22 protein-coding genes are annotated in these 21,301 nt (G+C 51.1%); 17 read left to right on the top strand and 5 right to left on the bottom strand.

Annotation, left to right across the window (positions count from 1 at the left end):
• Nucleotides 1-30: 30 nt before the first annotated feature.
• Genes garR through garP form a run of 3 tightly spaced genes read right to left on the bottom strand, consistent with a single transcriptional unit; the run spans nt 31 to nt 3,072 of the window.
• Nucleotides 31-921, bottom strand: a complete 891-nt coding sequence (gene garR, locus HV350_RS03140) for a 2-hydroxy-3-oxopropionate reductase (RefSeq protein WP_016154635.1) — start codon at nt 919-921, stop codon at nt 31-33.
• Nucleotides 922-951: 30 nt separating this feature from the next.
• Nucleotides 952-1,722 (bottom strand): 2-dehydro-3-deoxyglucarate aldolase, encoded by a 771-nt coding sequence (gene garL, locus HV350_RS03135; protein ID WP_005131731.1) that lies wholly within the window; start codon nt 1,720-1,722, stop codon nt 952-954.
• A gap of 15 nt (nt 1,723-1,737) precedes the next feature.
• Nucleotides 1,738-3,072 carry a galactarate/glucarate/glycerate transporter GarP gene (gene garP, locus HV350_RS03130; RefSeq protein ID WP_181629766.1) on the bottom strand — a complete coding sequence of 445 codons (1,335 nt, stop codon included), beginning with the start codon at nt 3,070-3,072 and terminating at the stop codon, nt 1,738-1,740.
• A 403-nt stretch (nt 3,073-3,475) separates the two neighbouring features.
• On the opposite strand from garP, the gene garD reads away from it, so the two are divergent.
• Nucleotides 3,476-5,047 carry a galactarate dehydratase gene (gene garD / locus HV350_RS03125; protein WP_181629764.1) on the top strand — a complete coding sequence of 524 codons (1,572 nt, stop codon included), beginning with the start codon at nt 3,476-3,478 and terminating at the stop codon, nt 5,045-5,047.
• 59 nt (nt 5,048-5,106) lie between these two features.
• On the opposite strand, the gene HV350_RS03120 is transcribed toward garD, so the two are convergent.
• Nucleotides 5,107-5,916 carry a DeoR family transcriptional regulator gene (locus HV350_RS03120; RefSeq protein ID WP_016157548.1) on the bottom strand — a complete coding sequence of 270 codons (810 nt, stop codon included), beginning with the start codon at nt 5,914-5,916 and terminating at the stop codon, nt 5,107-5,109.
• A 267-nt stretch (nt 5,917-6,183) separates the two neighbouring features.
• On the opposite strand from HV350_RS03120, the gene kbaZ reads away from it, so the two are divergent.
• The 12 genes from kbaZ to HV350_RS03060 all read left to right on the top strand — a co-directional run bounded on the left by kbaZ (nt 6,184) and on the right by HV350_RS03060 (nt 16,608).
• Nucleotides 6,184-7,461 carry a tagatose-bisphosphate aldolase subunit KbaZ gene (gene kbaZ / locus HV350_RS03115; RefSeq protein WP_232585341.1) on the top strand — a complete coding sequence of 426 codons (1,278 nt, stop codon included), beginning with the start codon at nt 6,184-6,186 and terminating at the stop codon, nt 7,459-7,461.
• 19 nt (nt 7,462-7,480) lie between these two features.
• Nucleotides 7,481-7,954 (top strand): PTS N-acetylgalactosamine transporter subunit IIB, encoded by a 474-nt coding sequence (gene agaV, locus HV350_RS03110; RefSeq protein WP_181629760.1) that lies wholly within the window; start codon nt 7,481-7,483, stop codon nt 7,952-7,954.
• Between the two features lie 10 nt (nt 7,955-7,964).
• Entirely contained in the window at nt 7,965-8,744 is a 780-nt protein-coding gene (gene agaW / locus HV350_RS03105; RefSeq protein ID WP_003839998.1) for a PTS N-acetylgalactosamine transporter subunit IIC, read from the top strand.
• Nucleotides 8,734-9,612, top strand: coding sequence for a PTS N-acetylgalactosamine transporter subunit IID (gene agaE, locus HV350_RS03100; RefSeq protein ID WP_003024929.1), 879 nt, complete (start codon nt 8,734-8,736; stop codon nt 9,610-9,612). The genes agaW and agaE overlap by 11 nt, the downstream gene beginning before the upstream one ends.
• Nucleotides 9,613-9,628: 16 nt before the next feature.
• Entirely contained in the window at nt 9,629-10,063 is a 435-nt protein-coding gene (gene agaF, locus HV350_RS03095) for a PTS galactosamine/N-acetylgalactosamine transporter subunit IIA (protein ID WP_065554769.1), read from the top strand.
• A complete protein-coding gene (nagA, locus tag HV350_RS03090) occupies nt 10,060-11,193 on the top strand; it encodes an N-acetylglucosamine-6-phosphate deacetylase (protein WP_181629758.1) in 1,134 nt (377 codons plus the stop codon). Before agaF ends, nagA begins: the two co-directional genes overlap by 4 nt.
• A gap of 301 nt (nt 11,194-11,494) precedes the next feature.
• Nucleotides 11,495-12,649: an AgaS family sugar isomerase gene (locus tag HV350_RS03085; protein WP_016157554.1), complete on the top strand. Its 1,155-nt coding sequence runs from the start codon at nt 11,495-11,497 to the stop codon at nt 12,647-12,649.
• Nucleotides 12,650-12,661: 12 nt separating this feature from the next.
• Nucleotides 12,662-13,537, top strand: coding sequence for a tagatose-bisphosphate aldolase subunit KbaY (kbaY, locus tag HV350_RS03080; protein WP_181629756.1), 876 nt, complete (start codon nt 12,662-12,664; stop codon nt 13,535-13,537).
• Nucleotides 13,538-13,722: 185 nt separating this feature from the next.
• Nucleotides 13,723-14,199 (top strand): PTS galactosamine transporter subunit IIB, encoded by a 477-nt coding sequence (agaB, locus tag HV350_RS03075; protein ID WP_181629755.1) that lies wholly within the window; start codon nt 13,723-13,725, stop codon nt 14,197-14,199.
• A gap of 54 nt (nt 14,200-14,253) precedes the next feature.
• A complete protein-coding gene (gene agaC, locus HV350_RS03070) occupies nt 14,254-15,054 on the top strand; it encodes a PTS galactosamine transporter subunit IIC (RefSeq protein ID WP_016157557.1) in 801 nt (266 codons plus the stop codon).
• Nucleotides 15,044-15,835 carry a PTS galactosamine transporter subunit IID gene (gene agaD / locus HV350_RS03065; RefSeq protein WP_047499692.1) on the top strand — a complete coding sequence of 264 codons (792 nt, stop codon included), beginning with the start codon at nt 15,044-15,046 and terminating at the stop codon, nt 15,833-15,835. Before agaC ends, agaD begins: the two co-directional genes overlap by 11 nt.
• A gap of 53 nt (nt 15,836-15,888) precedes the next feature.
• A complete protein-coding gene (locus HV350_RS03060) occupies nt 15,889-16,608 on the top strand; it encodes a galactosamine-6-phosphate isomerase (protein WP_016157559.1) in 720 nt (239 codons plus the stop codon).
• A 137-nt stretch (nt 16,609-16,745) separates the two neighbouring features.
• Here HV350_RS03060 and rsmI read toward each other — a convergent pair whose 3' ends face one another.
• Nucleotides 16,746-17,609 (bottom strand): 16S rRNA (cytidine(1402)-2'-O)-methyltransferase, encoded by an 864-nt coding sequence (gene rsmI, locus HV350_RS03055; RefSeq protein WP_016154652.1) that lies wholly within the window; start codon nt 17,607-17,609, stop codon nt 16,746-16,748.
• Nucleotides 17,610-17,672: 63 nt separating this feature from the next.
• Here rsmI and HV350_RS03050 point away from each other — a divergent pair, with 63 nt between their 5' ends.
• From HV350_RS03050 to dolP, 4 genes are read left to right on the top strand one after another with little or no spacing between them, the layout of a single operon-like run.
• Nucleotides 17,673-19,724 carry a penicillin-binding protein activator gene (locus tag HV350_RS03050; protein ID WP_181629753.1) on the top strand — a complete coding sequence of 684 codons (2,052 nt, stop codon included), beginning with the start codon at nt 17,673-17,675 and terminating at the stop codon, nt 19,722-19,724.
• Nucleotides 19,682-20,077: a YraN family protein gene (locus HV350_RS03045; protein WP_016157561.1), complete on the top strand. Its 396-nt coding sequence runs from the start codon at nt 19,682-19,684 to the stop codon at nt 20,075-20,077. Before HV350_RS03050 ends, HV350_RS03045 begins: the two co-directional genes overlap by 43 nt.
• A gap of 34 nt (nt 20,078-20,111) precedes the next feature.
• The gene (gene diaA / locus HV350_RS03040) at nt 20,112-20,702 is read left to right on the top strand and encodes a DnaA initiator-associating protein DiaA (protein WP_003024948.1); all 591 of its coding nucleotides are present in this window, start codon (nt 20,112-20,114) and stop codon (nt 20,700-20,702) included.
• A 9-nt stretch (nt 20,703-20,711) separates the two neighbouring features.
• Nucleotides 20,712-21,287 (top strand): division/outer membrane stress-associated lipid-binding lipoprotein, encoded by a 576-nt coding sequence (dolP, locus tag HV350_RS03035; protein ID WP_003024954.1) that lies wholly within the window; start codon nt 20,712-20,714, stop codon nt 21,285-21,287.
• Nucleotides 21,288-21,301: the final 14 nt, after the last annotated feature.

Below are 21,301 nucleotides of genomic sequence, written 5' to 3'. Positions count from 1 at the left end.
AATACAGGGCGCGCATCCGCGCCCTTCTTGTTAGCGAGTGACTTCCACTTTCGCCAGTTTTTCGTAGTAGCATGCGAGTGCGCTATGATCGGCGGTGCCCAGCCCATCAGCACGTAGCGCCTGCATCATCTCCATGACTGCAGCAGTCAGCGGTAACTGAGCGCCAACGCCATGAGAGGTATCCAGCGCGTTCGCCAGATCTTTAATATGCAGGTCGATACGGAAACCCGGCTTAAAGTTTCTGTCCATAACCATCGGCGCTTTCGCATCCAGTACGGTGCTTCCCGCCAGCCCACCACGGATCGCCTGATACACCAGATCCGGGTTTACGCCCGCTTTGGTCGCCAGCGTCAGCGCTTCCGACATCGCCGCAATGTTCAGCGCCACAATCACCTGATTCGCCAGCTTGGTGACGTTACCTGCACCGATATCACCGGTATGTACCACGGAACCTGCCATCGCCTTCATCAGATCGTAATATTTGTCAAAAATCGCTTTATCACCGCCAACCATCACCGACAGAGTACCGTCGATAGCTTTCGGTTCGCCGCCGCTTACCGGCGCGTCCAGCATATCCACGCCTTTCGCTTTCAGCGCGTCGCTGATTTCACGGCTGGCTAACGGCGCGATGGAGCTCATGTCGATCAGCACTGTCCCCGGTTTCGCCCCTTCAATAATGCCGCCCTCTCCCAGCGCCACTTCTTTCACATGCGGAGAATTCGGCAGCATGGTGATGATCACATCGCACTGCTCGGCAATATCTTTCGCCGTGGCGGCGGTTTCTGCGCCTGCGGCAATCACTTCCGCAATGGATTCCGGGTTACGGTCAGCAACCACCAGCGAGTAACCTGCCTTGAGGAGGTTTTTACTCATTGGTTTACCCATAATACCGAGGCCAATAAAACCAACTTTCATTGTCATGTCTTTATCTCTCTCTACTGTCGAGGGGGGTTATTTCTTAAAAGAATCAGCCAATTTTTGCGTGGCTGAACGGAACACGCCAAGATCGCTGCCAACGGCAACAAACGTCGCGCCCCACTCCAGATAACGACGCGCATCCGCCTCTACCGGGGCCAGAATGCCGCTTGGTTTGCCGTGTGCTTTCGCGCGGGCAAAAATGTGCTGGATAGCTTTCTGCACATCAGGGTGTGACGCATTGCCGAGGTGGCCTAACGCCGCAGCCAGATCGCTTGGGCCGACGAAGACCCCGTCGACGCCTTCTGTCGCCGCGATTGCGTCAACGTTATCGACGCCCTGCTGACTTTCGATCTGCACGATGATGGTGATGTTCTTATTCGACTGCGCAAAGTAGTCCGGTACGGTGCCAAACATATTGGCGCGATGGGATACGGACACGCCGCGAATACCTTCCGGCGGATAGCGGGTCGACGCCACGGCGTTCACCGCCTCTTCTTCCGTCTCCACGAACGGGATCAGGAAATTGTAAAATCCGATATCCAGCAGGCGTTTGATAATTACCGGCTCGTTGGTCGGTACGCGCACTACCGGCGCGCTGGCGCTGCCTTTCAGCGCCATCAATTGCGGGATAAACGTCGATATGTCGTTCGGCGCGTGTTCGCCGTCCAGCACCAGCCAGTCAAAACCCGCCAGGCCTAAAACTTCGGTACTGATTGGGCTGGCTAATGCAGACCAGCAGCCAATCTGAATCTGTTGCGCCGCGAGAGCCGCTTTAAACTTATTCGGAAAAATCGTGTTATTCATCGCTTACACCTTTGTTTATTTCTGCAATTCCATACGTTTAATGTCACCGACAATAAACAGGTAGCAAACCATTGCCATCAGCGCCGAGCACCCTACAAACATCAGCGCAGCATTAAATGAGTGCAGCTCGCTCACCAGATACCCAATCACCAGCGGGGTGACGATGGAAGCCACATTGCCAAATACGTTAAATACCCCACCGCACAGACCGACAATCTCTTTCGGCGCAGTATCGGAAATCACCGGCCATCCCAGCGCCCCGAAGCCTTTACCGAAGAACGCCAGCGCCATCAGCGCCACCACCAGGGTGGTGTTATCGGTGTAGTTACACAGAATAATGGTCGAGGCGAGCAGCATTCCGAGCACAATCGGCAGCTTACGTGCCAGAGTGATGCTGAGGCCACGTTTAATCAGATAATCAGAGAACACGCCGCCGAGTACGCCACCGGCAAATCCGCACAGCGCAGGGATCGAAGCCACCAGGCCCACTTTCAGGATCGACATGCCTTTTTCCTGTACCAGGTAAATCGGGAACCAGGTGAGGAAAAACCAGGTAATTGTGTTGATAAAATACTGTCCGAAGAACACGCCGAGCATCATACGGTTAGTGAGCAACTGCTTGATATAATGCAATTTAGGACCGCCTGACTTCACATCACCCGGCTTTTTATGGTCCATATCCACGACCGCGCCGTTTTCAGAGATAAACTTCAGCTCTTCTTGCGACATACGCGGGTGATCGGTTGGGTTATGAATAAACTTTACCCACAGCACGGTGAGCACAAAACCAATCACGCCCATCACGGTAAAGACATGTTCCCAGCCCCAGGCGAAGGTCAGCCAGCCCAGCAGCGGCGAAAACAGCGCCAGAGAGAAATACTGTGCGGAGTTAAAAATTGCGGACGCCGTACCGCGCTCTTTCGTCGGGAACCAGGCCGCCACGATCCGGGCATTCGCCGGGAAGGACGGCGCTTCCGAGAAGCCCAGCATAAAGCGCATGATGAACATTGAAATACCCGCCCAGGCCAGCGGGAACATGTCGACAAAGCCCTGCAGGAAGGTAAACAGTGACCAGAAGAACAGGCTGTAGGTATAGACTTTCTTTGAACCGAACTTATCCAGCAGCCAGCCGCCGGGGATTTGCATTAACAGGTAAGCCCAGCCGAAAGCGGAGAAAATGTACCCCATTGAGATGGCACTGAGCTGTAACTCTTTCGCCACTTCCGTGCCGGCAATTGACAGCGTTGCACGGTCCGCATAGTTAACGGCTGTAACGATAAATATTATCAGCAATATTAAGTAACGGGTGTGCGTGCCTTTCTTTTTCTCGACTACTGTATCCAGAATCATTCTAATTACCTCGGGTACATTAAATTTTTATTATTATTGGGTAGATATTCCTGGTGATAACTTACTGATAATAAGAATGCATAATAATTTATCAGACGCTATGAAACCGTGATTTAGTATAATCAGCAGCGCAACGTTAATCATTGTGCAAGCGCTCATTAAACATGCGTTATTAAAATAATGTTTTGGGCATATGCACACATACATGGGCGCTAATGCACACATTTACGTATTGCTACCCCTGGTGGGGCGGCCTTGCTGAGTTTAAGTGATCATCATCACATTCTTGGCGATAAACTCCTGACATTCTTATTTCACGATACCGAATCTTTATTACTTATAATTAGATTCAAAATATTAATATCCACACTATTATCACCACCTTGTTGGAGAATACTGGACAATGGCCGACATCGAAATCAGACAAGAATCGCCAACGGCGTTTTATATTAAAGTTCACGAAACAGATAATGTGGCGATAATTGTCAATGACAATGGTCTGAAAGCTGGGACGCGTTTTCCAGACGGACTGGAACTCATTGAACATATTCCCCAGGGACATAAAGTGGCGCTCTTGGATATTCCTGTTCGCGGTGAAATCGTGCGTTATGGCGAAGTGATAGGCTATGCCGTTCGCGATATCCCACGCGGCAGTTGGATTGATGAATCAATGGTTGAGCTACCCAAGGCCCCGCCGCTGGAGACGCTGCCGCTGGCAACCAAAGTGCCAGAGCCGCTGCCGCCTCTTGAGGGTTACACCTTCGAAGGTTATCGCAATGCGGACGGTAGTGTCGGCACCAAGAATCTGCTCGGTATTTCCACCAGCGTGCACTGCGTGGCGGGCGTGGTGGATTATGTGGTGAAAATCATTGAGCGCGATCTGCTGCCCAAATACCCGAACGTTGACGGCGTGGTCGGACTCAATCATCTGTACGGCTGCGGCGTGGCGATTAATGCCCCAGCCGCCATCGTGCCGATTCGTACCATTCACAATATTGCGCTAAACCCGAACTTTGGCGGTGAAGTGATGGTCATTGGCCTCGGCTGCGAAAAACTGCAGCCAGAGCGCCTGCTGGAAGGCACGCACGATGTGAAAAGTATTCCGGTCGACAGCGCCAGCATCGTCAGCCTGCAGGATGATAAACACGTTGGCTTTCAATCGATGGTTGCCGATATTTTGCAGGTGGCTGAACACCATCTGGCAAAACTCAATCAACGCCAGCGTGAAACCTGCCCGGCATCAGAACTGGTGGTCGGCATGCAGTGCGGCGGCAGCGATGCGTTTTCAGGCGTGACGGCCAACCCGGCGGTCGGTTATGCCTCCGACCTGTTAGTACGCTGCGGCGCCACCGTAATGTTCTCTGAGGTTACCGAAGTGCGCGATGCCATCCATCTTCTGACCCCACGTGCGATTAACGAAGAAGTAGGTAAACGCCTGCTTGAAGAGATGGCCTGGTACGATAACTACCTTGATATGGGCAAAACGGATCGCAGCGCCAACCCTTCTCCAGGCAACAAGAAAGGCGGTCTGGCAAACGTGGTGGAAAAAGCGCTGGGTTCTATTGCCAAGTCTGGCAAGAGCGCGATTGTCGAAGTCTTGTCGCCGGGTCAACGCCCAACCAAACGCGGCCTGATTTACGCGGCTACACCCGCCAGTGATTTTGTCTGCGGTACGCAGCAGGTCGCTTCCGGGATCACCGTGCAGGTGTTCACCACCGGTCGCGGTACGCCGTACGGACTGATGGCCGTGCCGGTGATAAAAATGGCGACCCGTACCGAGCTGGCCAACCGTTGGTTTGACCTGATGGACATCAACGCAGGCACCATTGCTACCGGGGAAGAAACCATTGAAGACGTGGGTCTGAAACTGTTCGAGTTTATTCTCGACGTCGCCAGCGGGCGTAAGAAAACCTTCTCGGATCAATGGGGACTGCATAACCAACTGGCGGTGTTTAACCCGGCGCCAGTGACCTGATTCCTGAAAGCTAAATTCGATTACAGGTCGGGGAGTTCGCAAACTTCCCGACTTTTTTATCAGATACTCACCAGAACAACCTCAATCCCATGTTTACGTAAACCTTCCAGACTATCCTCTGGAATACCTTCATCAACAATAATCATATCAATCCGCTGGGTATCAATGATCTTATGCAGGCTGGAGCGGTTAAACTTCGTCGAGTCAGTAACGACAATGATACGCTCAGCTACTTCACACATCCGACGGTTGAGACGCGCTTCATCTTCGTTGTGTGTGCTAACACCACGCTCTAAATCGATAGCATCAACGCCAAGAAACAGCATGTCGAAGTGATAATTTTGTAGCGATTGCTCTGCCTGATCGCCATAAAATGATTGCGACTGACGACGCAAATGGCCGCCGGTCATCAGCAGCTCAACCCCTTCGGCTTCCAGTAACGCATTGGCGACATTCATACCGTTAGTCATAGCAATGACGTTGGTTTGCTGGCGCATCAGGCGGGCAATTTCATACGTCGTGGTACCGGAGTCGAGAATCACGCGGTGCCCCGGTTTGATCAACTCCGCAGCGGCTCTGGCAATACTGCGTTTTACCGCCGTATTGAGTGAGCTCTTATCTTCAACAGAAGGCTCCACAACAAGCGCATTGCTTTCGCAAATCAGCGCTCCACCATAGGCGCGTACCGCAATCCCCTGCTTTTCCAGAAAGGCGAGGTCGTTACGAATAGTGACCGTGGAGACGCCAAAAAATAAAGAAAGATCGTTAACCTGAACGCTTCCCTGCTGCCGTAATCGCTGGATGATCTGCTCACGTCTTTCGCTAGTGCCGATAACGCGCTTGTCTGCAGAGGACTCGGTGTTACTCATATGAAATCCTTTAGTTGAATCTTTCGTTTTATTTCGTTTTGTCTATTAACGCCTTTCTTTTACGTGAATGCAAGCCCCGCAAACGGGTAAGAGCCAGACAGATTTACGCTGAAACCTTTCATTGCGTTTCTTTTGTGAAACAGATCGGAAAACCATTATCTTTCGTTTTATTTTTATACCACCATGATGCAGTATTAAATGAAACAAAACGAAAGAATGATGTCGTAGTTACCTGACCTGGAGAGGAAAGTGAAACATCTAACTAAAATGGTCGAGCAGCATAAATGGGGGAAGGCAAACGGGATTTATGCCGTTTGTTCCGCACATCCAATCGTACTGGAAGCCGCAATACGCTACGCCCATGCCAATCATACACCGCTGTTGATCGAAGCAACCTCTAATCAGGTTGACCAGTTTGGCGGCTATACGGGGATGACTCCAGCCGATTTTCGCAGTTTTGTCTGCCGTTTAGCCGACTCGCTTAATTTTTCTCAGGATATGCTGATTTTCGGCGGGGACCATCTTGGGCCAAACCGTTGGCAAAATCTGCCAGCAGAAGAGGCAATGGCCAACGCTGACGATCTGATCAAGAGTTATGTCGCCGCAGGCTTTAAAAAGATCCACCTCGATTGCAGCATGTCGTGTACTAACGACCCGGTTCCCCTGACTGATGAAATCGTCGCCGAGCGCGCCGCACGCCTGGCAAAAGTAGCCGAAGAAACCTGTATGGCACATTTTGGTGAGTCTGACCTGGTCTATGTGATCGGCACAGAAGTTCCGGTACCTGGTGGCGCTCACGAAGCGTTAACCGAACTGGCGGTAACAACGCCGGATGCCGCACGTGCAACGTTACAGGCCCATTATCACGCCTTTGAAAAGCGCGGGCTGGAAGGTATCTGGCCGCGTATTATCGCCCTGGTGGTACAACCTGGCGTTGAATTCGACCACACACACATCATTGATTATCAACCGCAGAAAGCCGTGGCACTCAGCAAAATGGTGGAAGACTACGACACGCTGGTTTTTGAAGCGCATTCTACCGATTACCAAACGCCACACTCCTTGCGCCAACTGGTGATAGATCACTTCGCCATTCTGAAAGTGGGACCCGCGCTGACATTCGCCCTGCGCGAAGCACTGTTTTCGTTAGCCGCTATTGAAGAAGAATTGCTGCCAGCAAAAGCCAGTTCAGGCCTGCGACATGTGCTGGAAAGCGTGATGCTTGATCGACCAGAATACTGGCAGAGCCACTATCACGGCGATGGCAACGCGCGCCGTTTGGCCCGCGGTTATAGCTACTCCGATCGGGTTCGTTACTACTGGCCGGACAACCAGATTGATGAAGCATTCGAACGTCTGGTGCGTAATCTGGCGGATGACCCCATTCCACTGCCGCTAATTAGCCAGTATTTACCCTTGCAGTACGTAAAAGTGCGCGGGGGAGATCTCAACGCCACACCGCGAGAACTCATCATTAACCATATTCAGGACATACTGCAGCAATATCACTGCGCCTGCCTGGGTGCGCCAGATCGTAACGAATAACAAAAAAGAGAAAAATACCATGCCAAACATTGTATTAAGTCGCATTGATGAACGTCTGATTCACGGTCAGGTTGGTGTGCAATGGGTCGGATTTGCGGGGGCAAATCTGGTGCTGGTCGCTAATGATGAAGTGGCTGAAGACCCAGTACAGCAAAACCTGATGGAAATGGTACTGGCAGAAGGGATCGCCGTACGCTTCTGGTCACTACAAAAAGTGATCGACAATATTCACCGTGCCGCCGATCGCCAGAAAATTCTGCTGGTTTGCAAATCGCCTGCGGATTTCTTCCGTCTGGTTGAAGGCGGTGTTCCTGTTAACCGTATCAACGTTGGCAATATGCACTATGCCAACGGCAAGCAACAAATCGCCAAAACGGTTTCTGTAGACGCTACCGATATTACGGCGTTCAACGGGCTAAAAGCCGCTGGGGTGGAGTGCTTCGTTCAGGGCGTTCCAACAGAAGCCGCCCAGGACCTCTATAAACTTCTCTGAGGTATTCACAATGGAAATTAGTCTGTTGCAGGCTTTTGCGTTGGGTATTCTCGCCTTTATTGCAGGCCTGGATATGTTCAACGGGTTAACGCACATGCACCGCCCGGTTGTTCTCGGGCCGCTGGTCGGCCTGATTCTGGGCGATCTGCATACCGGTATTTTGACAGGTGGTACGCTGGAACTGGTGTGGATGGGCCTGGCCCCGCTGGCTGGGGCTCAGCCGCCAAACGTGATTATCGGCACTATCGTGGGAACCACGTTTGCCATAACGACAGGAGTAAAACCCGAAGTTGCCGTAGGAGTGGCGGTACCGTTCGCCGTAGCGGTACAGATGGGGATTACCTTCCTGTTCTCTGTGATGTCAGGGGTGATGGCTCGGTGCGATCGCATGGCAGCAAATGCCGATACCGCAGGAATTGAGCGGGTCAACTATTTGGCGTTGCTGGCGCTGGGGACCTTCTATTTTTTATGCGCGTTCCTGCCGATTTACTTTGGTGCGGAACATGCCAAAACCGCTATAGATGTTCTGCCGACTCGTCTGATTGACGGCCTCGGCGTGGCAGGCGGCATCATGCCAGCTATCGGCTTCGCCGTACTGCTGAAAATCATGATGAAAAACGTCTATATCCCCTACTTCATCCTGGGTTTTGTAGCCGCAGCCTGGCTCAAACTCCCTGTGCTGGCGATCGCAGCAGCAGCACTGGCAATGGCGCTGATCGATTTTCTGCGTAAATCACCTGAACCTACAGCTCCCGCAGCACAAAAAGAGGAATTCGAAGATGGCATCTAATCAAACGGCTCTGCCGAACGTTTCCGAAACCGAAGAAACGCTGCTGTCCGGCACCAATGAAAACGTCTACGAAGACCAGAATATCGGTGCTGAGCTGACGAAAAAAGATATCAACCGTGTTGCCTGGCGTTCAATGTTATTACAAGCCTCTTTTAACTACGAACGTATGCAGGCATCAGGATGGTTGTACGGCCTGTTACCTGCACTGAAAAAGATCCATACCAACAAGCGCGATCTGGCGCGTTCGATGAAAGGCCATATGGGCTTCTTCAACACGCACCCGTTCCTGGTCACGTTTGTTATCGGGATTATCCTTGCGATGGAACGCTCCAAGCAGGATGTCAACAGTATTCAAAGCACCAAGATTGCTGTAGGTGCTCCACTTGGCGGTATTGGTGATGCCATGTTCTGGTTAACGTTATTGCCTATTTGCGGTGGTATCGGGGCCAGTCTGGCGCTGCAAGGTTCTATTCTTGGCGCAGTTGTCTTTATTGTTATGTTTAACGTGGTTCATCTTGGTCTGCGCTTTGGGCTAGCACACTATGCTTATCGAATGGGCGTTGCTGCCATCCCGCTAATAAAAGCTAACACCAAAAAGGTTGGACATGCTGCATCCATCGTTGGGATGACGGTGATCGGCGCGCTGGTAGCGACCTATGTTCGCCTGAGCACTACGCTGGAAATTACTGCTGGCGACGCGGTTGTGAAACTGCAAACAGACGTTATAGACAAATTGATGCCAGCATTTTTACCGCTGGTCTACACATTGACTATGTTCTGGCTGGTCCGTCGTGGCTGGAGTCCTCTTCGTCTTATCGCCATTACCGTGGTGCTTGGCGTCGTAGGTAAGTTCTGTCACTTCCTGTAAATATAAGGGGTTGTAGATGTTAGGTATTATTTTGACGGGCCATGGCGGGTTTGCCAGCGGAATGGAAAAAGCGATGAAACAGATTTTGGGTGAACAGACTCAGTTCATCGCCATCGACTTTCCGGAAACCTCAACCACAGCCTTACTCACCTCGCAACTTGAACAGGCAGTGAGTGAACTGGATGCTCAGCAAGACATCGTGTTTCTAACAGACCTGTTGGGCGGGACGCCATTTCGCGTAGCTTCTACGCTGGCCATGCAAAGGCAAGGTACTGAAGTGATCACCGGTACCAATCTACAACTGCTACTGGAGATGGTGCTGGAGCGCGACGGCCTGAGCAGCGAAGCGTTTCGTGTGCAGGCGTTGGAGTGCGGACACAGGGGTTTAACCAGTCTGGTGGACGAGCTGGGACGCTGTCGCGAGGAAAAACCCGTTGAGGAAGGGATATGACAAAGCGATTGCGCGCCAGGCGTCTACTAACCGAACAAGGATGGCTGGATGATCATCAGTTATATATTGAAGACGGTATCATTGCAGCAATAGAGCCAATCCCATCCGGAGTTATGAAGCGCGACGCTGAACTGCTTTGTCCAGCTTACATTGATACCCACGTACATGGTGGTGCAGGCGTCGATGTGATGGATGAGGCACCGGATACGCTCGACAAACTGGCGATGCACAAAGCGCGTGAAGGGGTAGCCAACTGGCTACCCACTACCGTCACCGCTCCACTACCGGATATTCACAGTGCGCTGGAGCGTATTGCCCGTCGCTACCATTCCGGCGGGCCTGGCGCACAGGTGCTGGGCAGTTATCTTGAAGGCCCATATTTTACGCCGCAGAACAAAGGGGCGCACCCGCCTGAGCTTTTCAGGGAACTGGAGCTCAGTGAACTGGATGAACTGATTACGGTTTCCCAGCACACATTGCGCGTCGTTGCGCTGGCACCAGAAAAAACTGGCGCATTGCAGGCTATCGAATATCTGAAGCGGCGTAACGTTCGAGTGATGCTGGGCCACAGCGCAGCCAACTGGGAACAAACCCGCGCGGCCTTTGATGCAGGTGCTGATGGATTGGTTCACTGCTATAACGGTATGACTGGGTTACATCACCGGGAGCCCGGTATGGTTGGCGCAGGGTTAACCGACCCTCGCGCCTGGCTGGAGCTTATCGCTGACGGACACCATGTCCACCCGGCGGCCATGAAGCTGTGCTGCTGTTGCGCGAAAGAGAGACTGGTGCTGATCACAGATGCCATGCAGGCAGCAGGAATGCCTGACGGGCGCTATTCGCTCTGCGGTGAGCAAGTTGAAATGCGCAGCGGAATTGTGCGTACCACGTCCGGTGGCCTGGCTGGCAGCACGCTCTCGGTTGATGCAGCCGTACGAAATATGATCGAGTTCACCGGGATAACGGCAGAAGAGGCAATTCATATGGCCTCTCTCCACCCTGCGCGTCTGTTGGGAATCGATCACCTACTGGGATCGTTAGCGGTGGGTAAACGTGCCGACGCGATCGCGCTTAATAGCGGGCTGCATTTACAACAGATCTGGATTCAGGGTCAGGCTCTCCCCCTTTGACCTTTCATTTTGTCTTGTGTTGGCCTGCGATCCTTGATCGCAAGGCCTTTCTTTTCCTTTCGCTTAAGGAAATACTCAACCACCTTACAACAACTCTTATCTTTATAGATCAATAAGATAATTACATCCCTCGCTCTCACGATCACAATTTTCGTTTTATTTCATTTCATCTTATTGACCTTTCGATTTCTTTTCTATAGATTTTAATTAATAGATTATATGAGCAAGTGAAACGAAACGAAAGATAGCGATATTTTCGCCAGCGTCTTATGTGGATTTTACAAGACTAAGGACTTAAGTTATGCCAGAAACCTATACCCCTGTTACTGCGGTAACGGGCACCTGGACCGAAGAAGAGATCCGTCAACAACCTGCCAGTTGGATCCGTTCTCTCACCAATATCGACAATATTCGATCCGCCATTGATAGCTTTCTTGCGCCATTGTTGCGCAAAAACGATCTGCGGATCGTACTAACCGGGGCCGGGACCTCAGCATTCATTGGCGACATCATCGCCCCGTGGCTGGCAAGCTACACCGGAAAAAACATCACTGCCGTTCCGACCACTGACCTGGTCACCAATCCGATGGATTATCTGAATCCCGCACATCCACTGCTGCTAGTTTCTTTCGCTCGCTCAGGTAACAGCCCAGAAAGCGTTGCTGCAGTAGAACTGGCTAATCAGTTTGTATCTGAGTGTTATCACCTGCCAATCACCTGTAACGAAGCTGGTTGCCTGTATCAAAACGCAGTCGCAAGCGACAATGCCTTTGCTCTGTTAATGCCCGCAGAGACACATGACCGTGGTTTTGCCATGACCAGCAGCATTACCACCATGATGGCCAGTTGCCTGGCAGTATTCGCCCCAGAGAAAATCAATAGTCAGACCTTCCGCGACGTAGCCGATCGGTGCCAGGCGATCCTGACTTCACTGGGCGATTTCAGCGACGGTGTGTTCGGCAATGATCCGTGGAAACGGATCGTCTACCTTGGTAGCGGTGGATTACAGGGAGCTGCGCGTGAATCGGCACTGAAAGTTCTGGAACTGACTGCGGGTAAACTGGCTGCATTTTATGACTCCCCGACCGGCTTTCGTCACGGTCCAAAGTCGCTGGTTGATAACGAAACGCTGGTAGTGGTTTTTGTTTCCAGCCACCCCTATACACGTCAGTACGATCTCGATCTGTTGGCAGAGTTACGCCGCGATCGTCAGGCGCTACGAGTTGTCGCAATTGCCGCACAAACCCATGAAGTAATTGAAGCTGGCCCACATATTCTGCTGCCGCCAGCACGCTCTTTCATTGATATGGAATTAGCGTTCTGCTTCCTGATCTACGCCCAGGTCTTTGCTTTGACGCAATCCATTAACATCGGCAATACACCGGATACGCCTTCTGCCAGCGGCACTGTGAACCGCGTTGTACAGGGCGTTGTTATTCATCCCTGGAACGCCTAAAAGGAGCGTTATATGAGCATTATTTCCACAAAATACCTCCTGCTGGATGCACAAAAAAAAGGCTACGCCGTACCCGCCTTCAACATTCACAACGCCGAGACGATCCAGGCGATCCTTGAAGTATGCAATGAAATGCGATCGCCGGTGATCCTCGCCGGAACCCCAGGTACCTTTAAGCATATTGCACTGGAAGAGATCTATGCACTGTGCAGCGCTTATTCCAGCAGCTACGACATGCCGCTGGCGTTACATCTCGATCATCATGAGTCTCTGGACGATATTCGCCGCAAAGTAAATGCAGGAGTACGCAGCGCAATGATCGACGGCAGCCATTTCCCGTTTGAAGAAAACGTGAAGCTGGTGAAATCCGTCGTAGATTTTTGCCATGCCAAAGATTGCAGCGTCGAAGCAGAGTTAGGTCGCCTCGGCGGTGTTGAAGATGACATGAGCGTGGATGCCGAAAGCGCCTTCCTCACCGATCCACAAGAAGCCAAACAGTTTGTTGAGCGTACCGGCGTAGACAGCCTTGCAGTCGCCATTGGTACGGCTCACGGCCTCTACACCAAAACGCCTAAAATCGATTTCCAACGGCTGGGTGAAATTCGTGAAGTAGTCGACGTTCCACTGGTACTACATGGCGCAAGCGATGTCCCTGACGAATACGTCCGCCGCACGATCGAACTTGGTGTGTGCAAAGTTAACGTTGCTACCGAGCTGAAGATTGCCTTTGCCGATGCAGTCAAAGCGTGGTTTGCGGAAAATCCACAAGGTAATGATCCCCGTTATTATATGCGGGTCGGTATGGATGCGATGAAAGAAGTGGTGCGTAGCAAAATTAATGTATGCGGCTCAGCAAACAAATTGATGGCTGTCCGCGAATTATCGTGACTATCGTTATATTTCTTTTTTATTCTTGAGTGCTATCTGCATAATGTCTGTTAGCACTCATTATTCGAATAATAGAGATATATAGCATTTAAATTACGCTGAATAAATTCATAAACTTGATACTGCAATAATAATATATTTCAATAATCAATGTAATTCAATCTTTTTATGGTGAGGATTAAAATATGAGTGGTCCAAAAATTCTGTTAACCCGCATTGATAACCGATTAGTACATGGACAGGTTGGCGTCACATGGACATCCACAATTGGTGCTAACTTGTTGGTCGTTATTGATGATGACGTTGCTCAAGATGAGATTCAGCAGAAATTAATGAGCATCACTGCTGAAACTTACGGTTTTGGCATCCGCTTTTTTTCCATAGATAAAACCATAAACGTTATCGGTAAGGCCGCACCACATCAGAAAATCTTTCTTATTTGTCGGACGCCACAAACAGTAAGAAGATTGCTCGAAGGAGGTATTCAACTGAACGATGTCAATGTGGGTAACATGCATTTCTCTGAAGGCAAAAAACAGATAAGAAGCAAAGTTTACGTTAATGAACAAGATCTTGATGACCTGCATTTTATAAAAAAACAGGGTGTTCATATTTTTATTCAGGATGTCCCTGGAGATCAAAAAGAACAGATTCCTGATTAAAAGGCTAAACAACTTTTTCATAATAAAAGGATTTATTTTCTTGAGGTGATATATATGCATGAAATAACCCTTATTCAGGGTATATCCCTGGCTGCATTAGTTTTCTTTCTTGGAATCGACTTTTGGCTGGAAGCCTTGTTTTTATTCAGACCGATTATTGTATGTACTTTAACCGGCGCTATTCTGGGTGATATTCATATTGGCCTAATAACAGGTGGTTTGACCGAGTTGGCTTTTGCTGGCCTAACCCCCGCAGGAGGCGTACAGCCACCCAATCCAATAATGGCCGGTTTAATGACCACTGTTATCGCATGGTCTACCGGCGTGGATGCCAAAACAGCCATCGGTCTTGGTTTGCCCTTCAGCCTTCTAATGCAATACGTAATATTGTTCTTTTACTCAGCATTCTCTCTGTTTATGGCAAAAGCCGATAACTGTGCGAGAGAAGCAAACACAAGCGCATTTACGCGTCTGAACTGGCTGACAACACTGATTGTTGCTTCTTCATACGCCATCATCGCCTTCCTGTGTACGTATCTGGCACAGGGCGCTATGCAGTCACTGGTAAAAGCCATGCCCGCCTGGTTAACACATGGATTTGAAGTGGCGGGGGGCATTTTGCCTGCTGTTGGTTTTGGTTTGTTGCTCCGCGTGATGTTCAAAGCACAGTACATACCTTACCTGATTGCTGGCTTCCTCTTCGTCTGCTACATCCAGGTTAACAACCTACTGCCCGTCGCCGTATTGGGCGCAGGCTTCGCCGTATATGAATTTTTCAATGCGAAAGCCAAACAGCAGGCTCAACTTGCCACTAATAAAAACAATGAAGAAGAGGACTATAGCAATGGGATCTGAAATCAGTAAAAAAGACATTACTCGCCTTGGCTTTCGCTCGTCATTTCTTCAGGCCAGCTTTAACTATGAAAGGATGCAGGCAGGTGGTTTTACCTGGGCTATGCTCCCGGTACTAAAAAAAATTTATAAGGATGATAAAGCCGGTCTAAGCGCGGCGATGAAAGACCATTTAGAATTTATCAATACCCACCCTAATCTGGTCGGTTTTCTGATGGGATTATTGATCTCAATGGAAGAAAAGGGGGAAAACCGCGACACAATTAAAGGCTTGAAAGTGGCGCTATTTGGACCTATCGCCGGGATCGGCGATGCCATTTTCTGGTTCACCTTACTGCCTATTATGGCGGGGATCTGTTCATCTTTCGCCAGCCAGGGAAACATACTGGGACCAATTTTGTTTTTCGCCGTTTATTTGATGATCTTTTTCTTGCGCGTCGGCTGGACGCATGTCGGTTACTCGGTAGGTGTTAAAGCTATCGACAAAGTACGAGAAAATTCGCAAATGATCGCCCGCTCAGCAACGATCCTCGGGATCACAGTTATTGGCGGACTTATCGCATCCTATGTGCACATTAACGTTGTAACTTCTTTTGCAATCGACAGTACCCACAGCGTGGCATTACAGCAGGATTTTTTCGATAAAGTATTCCCGAATATTTTACCGATGGGCTACACGTTACTGATGTACTACCTGTTGCGGGTGAAAAAAGCACATCCAGTACTGTTAATCGGCGTGACGTTTGTACTGTCAATTATCTCTTCAGCACTCGGCATACTTTAAACGAAATAAGGGTGAAGCAGCCTGCAACACCCTACTTCAAAAGGACTCGAAAAATGCAATATATTCAGTATTGCGACAATTATGACGTATTGAGCGATCGCGCCAGCGAACAGTTAATTACGCTGATACAGAATAAACCTGATGCAACCATCTGTCTGGCAACAGGAGGCACCCCCCTTCTCACATATCGCTACTTTGTCGAGAAAATTAACCAACGTAATATCGATTTTAATCGAGTGGTTTTCGTGAAATTGGATGAGTGGGTCGGTATTCCGTTGAACTCTCCTGCAACGTGTGAATCTTTCCTGCAACAACACATCGCTCAACCGCTGGGTTTACGAGCTGAACAGTTGGTTGGTTTTCAATCTGAAAATGTTAACGAGCAGGAATGCGAGCGCATCACAGAGATTATTGCCAGCCGAGGCGGCCTCGATTTATGTCTGCTCGGAATAGGCAAAAATGGCCATTTGGGATTGAATGAACCCACAGAGCTCCTGGAGCCGTTTTGCCATATCAGCGTACTTGAGGAGAAAACACGCCATCATGACATGTTAAAAACAGCTGGTAGTCGTGTGACTCACGGCATTACGCTGGGATTGAAAGACATCCTGAATGCAAAAGAGATTTTGTTGCTGATAGCAGGTGAAGGGAAGCACGATGCGGTAGAAAAATACCTAGCCGCCTCCGTTACTACTACTATTCCTGCTTCATTTTTATGGTTGCACCGCAATGTCAGTTGCCTGATTGACGGCTCACAATATCCTGATAAATAAAATTTACAGCAACCGCCACATCCCCCTGACGCAGCAACGCGTTGCAGTTTGCCTTTTAACTGCAACGCTTTCAGCGATTTCTTCCGACATTTCTTCCGACATTTCTTCCGACAAGCCGGTGATTAATCCAGGCCTTCTTACTCCCCCTGCTGTTCCAGCGCGTACTTATACAGCGCATTCTTCTTCACGCCGTGGATCTCAGCGGCCAGTGCGGCGGCCTTTTTCAGCGGCAGCTCTGCCTGCAATAAGGCCAACGTACGCAGCGCATCAGCCGGAAGGTCGTCTTCTTGCGCTTTGTGTCCTTCGACAATCAGCACCATTTCGCCTTTACGACGGTTTTCATCTTCCTTGACCCACGCCAGCAGTTCGCCGACCGGCGCACCGTGAATGGTTTCCCAGGTTTTGGTCAACTCACGCGCCAACACCACGTAGCGGGATTCGCCCCAGACGGCAACCATGTCTTCCAGGCTATCCAGCAAACGGTGGGTGGATTCATAAAAAATAAGCGTACGCGGTTCAGCCTCAATGGCTTTCATCGCATCACGACGCCCTTTCGATTTGGCAGGCAGAAAACCTTCATAGCAAAAGCGGTCTGAAGGCAGACCTGCAGCGCTCAGGGCAGCAATCGCCGCGCAAGGGCCTGGCAGGGGAACAACGCGGATCCCTGCTTCGCGACAGGTCCGTACCAGATGGTAACCAGGATCGTTAATCAGCGGCGTTCCGGCATCGGAAACCAGCGCAATGTTTTGCCCTTCTTTAAGCTTCGCCACCAGCGTTTCGGCCTTTTGTTGCTCGTTGTGATCATGTAAAGCGAACAAACGCGCGTTAATCGCGAAGTGTTGTAACAAGAGTCCTGTATGACGAGTGTCTTCAGCGGCAATCAAATCAACGGCTTGTAAAACTTCGAGCGCTCGTTGGGTAATATCAGCCAAATTTCCTATAGGAGTAGGTACAATAAAGAGTTGGCCTTGAGAATTATCCGCCGATTCGTGTTGTTTCATTGTGTCGTCCGTATTGCCGATTTAATATTGAGCATTGAGTAAAAAAATATCACTGGATACAGTATGGTACCCTCAACATTTTCTCGTTTGAAAGCCGCACGCGCGCTACCAGTCATTCTGGCTGCACTGATTTTCGCAGGCTGTGGCACCCAGGCGCCAGACCAGAGTGCAGCCCATATGCAGGGCACTGCGCAGGCTGATTCCGGCTTTTATCTGCAACAAATGCAGCAAAGCTCAGATGATAGCAAGACCAACTGGCAATTACTCGCCATTCGTGCACTGCTGAAAGAAGGCAAGAGCCAGCAGGCTTTCGAGCTGTTCAACCAGCTACCACAGAAGCTAAGCGATACCCAGCGTCGTGAGCAGTCACTGCTGGCTGTCGAAATTAAGCTCGCGCAGAAAGATGTCGCTGGCGCACAGGCCCTGCTGGATAAGCTAACCCCCGCCGATTTTGATCAAAACCAGCAGGCGAGATACTGGCAGGCGCAAATTGACGTCAACCAGGGTCGTCCATCGCTGACTTTACTGCGCGCCCTGATCGCCCAGGAACCGCTGCTGGCCGCGAACGCTAAGCAGAAAAACATGGATGCCACCTGGCAGGCGCTGTCATCCATGACCCAGGAGCAAGCGCAGACGCTGGTCATCAATGCGGATGAAAACGTGCTGCAAGGCTGGTTAGATCTCCAGCGCGTCTGGTTCGATAACCGTAACGATCCAGACATGATGAAAGCCGGTATTGCTGACTGGCAGAAACGTTATCCACAAAACCCGGGGGCAAAACTATTGCCAACGCAGTTGGTTAACGTGCAGAGCTTTAAACCCGCTTCCACCAGCAAAATTGCTCTGCTGTTGCCGCTGAACGGTCAGGCCGCTGTATTTGGCCGTACTATTCAGCAAGGCTTTGAAGCCGCGAAAAATATGGGTACTCAACCCGTAGCGGACCCTGCTGTTGCCGCGCCTGCTGCGGATACAGCGGCTGCGACGACCACGGAACAGCCGCAAACGACTGACGGTGTTGCCAGTCCGGCTCAGGCGTCAGTAAGCGATCTGACCAACGAGACGCCAGCACAGCCAGAAGCTACAGCTCCACAACCAACAGCGCCTGCGCAGCCAACAACCGCCAGCGCACCAGCGAATCCGTCCGCGGAGCTGAAAATCTACGACACGTCATCACTGCCGCTGAATCAGATCCTGACTCAGGTTCAGCAGGATGGCGCCAGCATCGTGGTTGGCCCACTGTTGAAGAACAATGTTGAAGAGCTGATGAAAAGCAACACGCCATTAAACGTCCTGGCGCTTAATCAGCCGGAGTCGGTGAAAAACCTGCCGAACGTCTGCTACTTCGCTCTGTCGCCAGAAGATGAAGCGCGCGACGCAGCACGCCACATTCGCGATCAAGGAAAACAGACGCCGCTGTTGTTGATCCCGCGGAGTTCGTTAGGCGATCGCGTTGCCAACGCCTTTGCACAGGAGTGGCAAAAACTGGGTGGCGGCGTGGTGCTGCAGCAGAAGTTCGGCTCCACCGCTGAGCTGAAAATGGGCGTCAACGGCGGCTCGGGGATTTCCCTGACGGGCAGCCCGGTGGCCTCTTCTGTACCCGCGCAGCCTGGCGTGACGATTGGCGGTCTGACCATTCCGGCAGCACCTACCGATGCGCAAATCACCGGCGGCAGCGGTCGTGTTGATGCCGTATATATTCTGGCAACGCCGGAAGAAATTGCATTTATAAAGCCGATGATCGCCATGCGCAACGGTAGCCAGAGCGGTGCCACGCTGTACGCCAGCTCCCGTAGCGCGCAGGGAACTGCCGGCCCGGATTTCCGTCTGGAGATGGAAGGCTTGCAGTACAGCGAAATTCCGATGCTGGCAGGCGCTAACGCCCCTCTCATGCAGCAGGCGCTGGGCGCGGTTCGTAACGACTACTCGCTGGCACGTATGTACGCGATGGGCGTCGATGCCTGGTCGCTTGCCAACCACTTCTCGCAAATGCGTCAGGTGCAGGGTTTCGAAATTAACGGCAACACCGGAGCCTTAACCGCAACGCAGGATTGTGTGATTAACAGGAAGTTATCATGGCTCAAATACCAGCAAGGACAAGTCGTCCCCGCCAGTTAACGAGTAAACAGACCGGTGACGCATGGGAATCCACCGCGCGTGACTGGCTGCAGAGCAAGGGACTGCATTTTATCGCCGCCAACGTGCGTGAGCGTGGCGGCGAAATCGACCTGATAATGCGTGAAGGCAACACCACCGTATTTGTTGAGGTTCGCTATCGGCGCTCAGCCCAGTTTGGCGGTGCAGCGGCGAGTGTGACCCGGAGCAAACAACACAAATTATTACAGACTGCCCGCTTGTGGCTTGCGCGCCACAATGGAAGTTTTGATACTGTGGATTGCCGGTTCGATGTGTTAGCCTTCACCGGAAATGATGTTGAGTGGTTTAAGGACGCGTTCAACGACCGCTCATAGTTGAAGATTCAGAGCCTGGTTCTTAAGGATTAGCGTGTTAGATAGAATTAAAGTCTGCTTTACAGAAAGCATTCAAACTCAGATAGCTGCGGCTGAAGCACTTCCGGATGCGATCTCCCGTGCAGCCATGACGCTGGTTCAGTCCCTGCTCAATGGCAACAAAATTCTCTGTTGTGGTAATGGGACGTCCGCTGCCAACGCACAGCATTTTGCTGCCAGCATGATCAATCGTTTTGAAACAGAGCGCCCAAGTTTACCTGCGATTGCACTAAATACTGATAATGTGGTCTTAACTGCGATTGCCAACGATCGCCTGCACGATGAAGTTTATGCAAAACAAGTCCGTGCGCTGGGACATGCAGGTGATGTTCTGCTGGCAATCTCTACGCGTGGTAATAGCCGCGATATCGTAAAAGCCGTTGAAGCCGCCGTGACACGCGACATGACAATCGTCGCACTGACCGGGTATGACGGAGGGGAGCTGGCCGGGTTACTGGGGCCGCAGGATGTTGAAATCCGTATCCCTTCACACCACAGCGCCCGCGTTCAGGAAATGCATATGCTGACGGTCAACTGCCTTTGCGATCTCATCGATAACACGCTTTTCCCTCACCAGGATGATTAAGGAGTACACATGAAGGCATTTTCGCCGCTTGCTGTGATTATCGCTGCCCTGCTACTGCAAGGCTGTGTCGCTGCCGCCGTTGTCGGAACTGCGGCTGTCGGCACCAAAGCCGCGACGGATCCTCGCAGTGTAGGCACCCAGGTAGATGACGGAACCCTGGAATTACGCGTCAATACCGCGTTGTCGAAAGATGCCCAGATCAAGAAAGAGGCGCGTATCAACGTGAGCGCGTATCAGGGTAAAGTGCTGCTGGTCGGTCAGTCGCCAAATAGCGAACTGTCTGCACGGGCAAAACAGATTGCGATGGGCGTAGAAGGTACCACTGAGGTCTTTAATGAGATCCGTCAGGGTCAGCCAATCGGCCTGGGCGATGCGTCTAACGATACCTGGATAACCACTAAAGTACGTTCCCAGTTGCTGACCAGCGATCAGGTGAAATCCTCTAACGTGAAAGTCACCACCGAAAACGGGGAAGTGTTCCTGTTGGGTCTGGTAACTGAACGTGAAGCGAAGGCTGCGGCAGACATCGCCAGCCGGGTAAGCGGCGTGAAACGCGTCACGACGGCTTTTACGTTTATTAAGTAAGACTGCTACAAATG

The organism is Citrobacter sp. RHBSTW-01013 (assembly GCF_013781985.1).
In the GTDB taxonomy this organism is placed as follows: Bacteria; Pseudomonadota; Gammaproteobacteria; order Enterobacterales; family Enterobacteriaceae; genus Citrobacter; species Citrobacter braakii.
This window is presented reverse-complemented; position numbering and strand designations above follow the sequence as displayed.

Bases quoted from the DNA above. Each gene is read 5' to 3' on its own strand.
- garR (WP_016154635.1), bottom strand. From the start codon at position 921: ATGACAATGAAAGTTGGTTTTATTGGCCTCGGTATTATGGGTAAACCA.
- garL (WP_005131731.1), bottom strand. From the start codon at position 1,722: ATGAATAACACGATTTTTCCGAATAAGTTTAAAGCGGCTCTCGCGGCG.
- garP (WP_181629766.1), bottom strand. From the start codon at position 3,072: ATGATTCTGGATACAGTAGTCGAGAAAAAGAAAGGCACGCACACCCGT.
- garD (WP_181629764.1), top strand. From the start codon at position 3,476: ATGGCCGACATCGAAATCAGACAAGAATCGCCAACGGCGTTTTATATT.
- HV350_RS03120 (WP_016157548.1), bottom strand. From the start codon at position 5,916: ATGAGTAACACCGAGTCCTCTGCAGACAAGCGCGTTATCGGCACTAGC.
- kbaZ (WP_232585341.1), top strand. From the start codon at position 6,184: ATGGTCGAGCAGCATAAATGGGGGAAGGCAAACGGGATTTATGCCGTT.
- agaV (WP_181629760.1), top strand. From the start codon at position 7,481: ATGCCAAACATTGTATTAAGTCGCATTGATGAACGTCTGATTCACGGT.
- agaW (WP_003839998.1), top strand. From the start codon at position 7,965: ATGGAAATTAGTCTGTTGCAGGCTTTTGCGTTGGGTATTCTCGCCTTT.
- agaE (WP_003024929.1), top strand. From the start codon at position 8,734: ATGGCATCTAATCAAACGGCTCTGCCGAACGTTTCCGAAACCGAAGAA.
- agaF (WP_065554769.1), top strand. From the start codon at position 9,629: ATGTTAGGTATTATTTTGACGGGCCATGGCGGGTTTGCCAGCGGAATG.
- nagA (WP_181629758.1), top strand. From the start codon at position 10,060: ATGACAAAGCGATTGCGCGCCAGGCGTCTACTAACCGAACAAGGATGG.
- HV350_RS03085 (WP_016157554.1), top strand. From the start codon at position 11,495: ATGCCAGAAACCTATACCCCTGTTACTGCGGTAACGGGCACCTGGACC.
- kbaY (WP_181629756.1), top strand. From the start codon at position 12,662: ATGAGCATTATTTCCACAAAATACCTCCTGCTGGATGCACAAAAAAAA.
- agaB (WP_181629755.1), top strand. From the start codon at position 13,723: ATGAGTGGTCCAAAAATTCTGTTAACCCGCATTGATAACCGATTAGTA.
- agaC (WP_016157557.1), top strand. From the start codon at position 14,254: ATGCATGAAATAACCCTTATTCAGGGTATATCCCTGGCTGCATTAGTT.
- agaD (WP_047499692.1), top strand. From the start codon at position 15,044: ATGGGATCTGAAATCAGTAAAAAAGACATTACTCGCCTTGGCTTTCGC.
- HV350_RS03060 (WP_016157559.1), top strand. From the start codon at position 15,889: ATGCAATATATTCAGTATTGCGACAATTATGACGTATTGAGCGATCGC.
- rsmI (WP_016154652.1), bottom strand. From the start codon at position 17,609: ATGAAACAACACGAATCGGCGGATAATTCTCAAGGCCAACTCTTTATT.
- HV350_RS03050 (WP_181629753.1), top strand. From the start codon at position 17,673: ATGGTACCCTCAACATTTTCTCGTTTGAAAGCCGCACGCGCGCTACCA.
- HV350_RS03045 (WP_016157561.1), top strand. From the start codon at position 19,682: ATGGCTCAAATACCAGCAAGGACAAGTCGTCCCCGCCAGTTAACGAGT.
- dolP (WP_003024954.1), top strand. From the start codon at position 20,712: ATGAAGGCATTTTCGCCGCTTGCTGTGATTATCGCTGCCCTGCTACTG.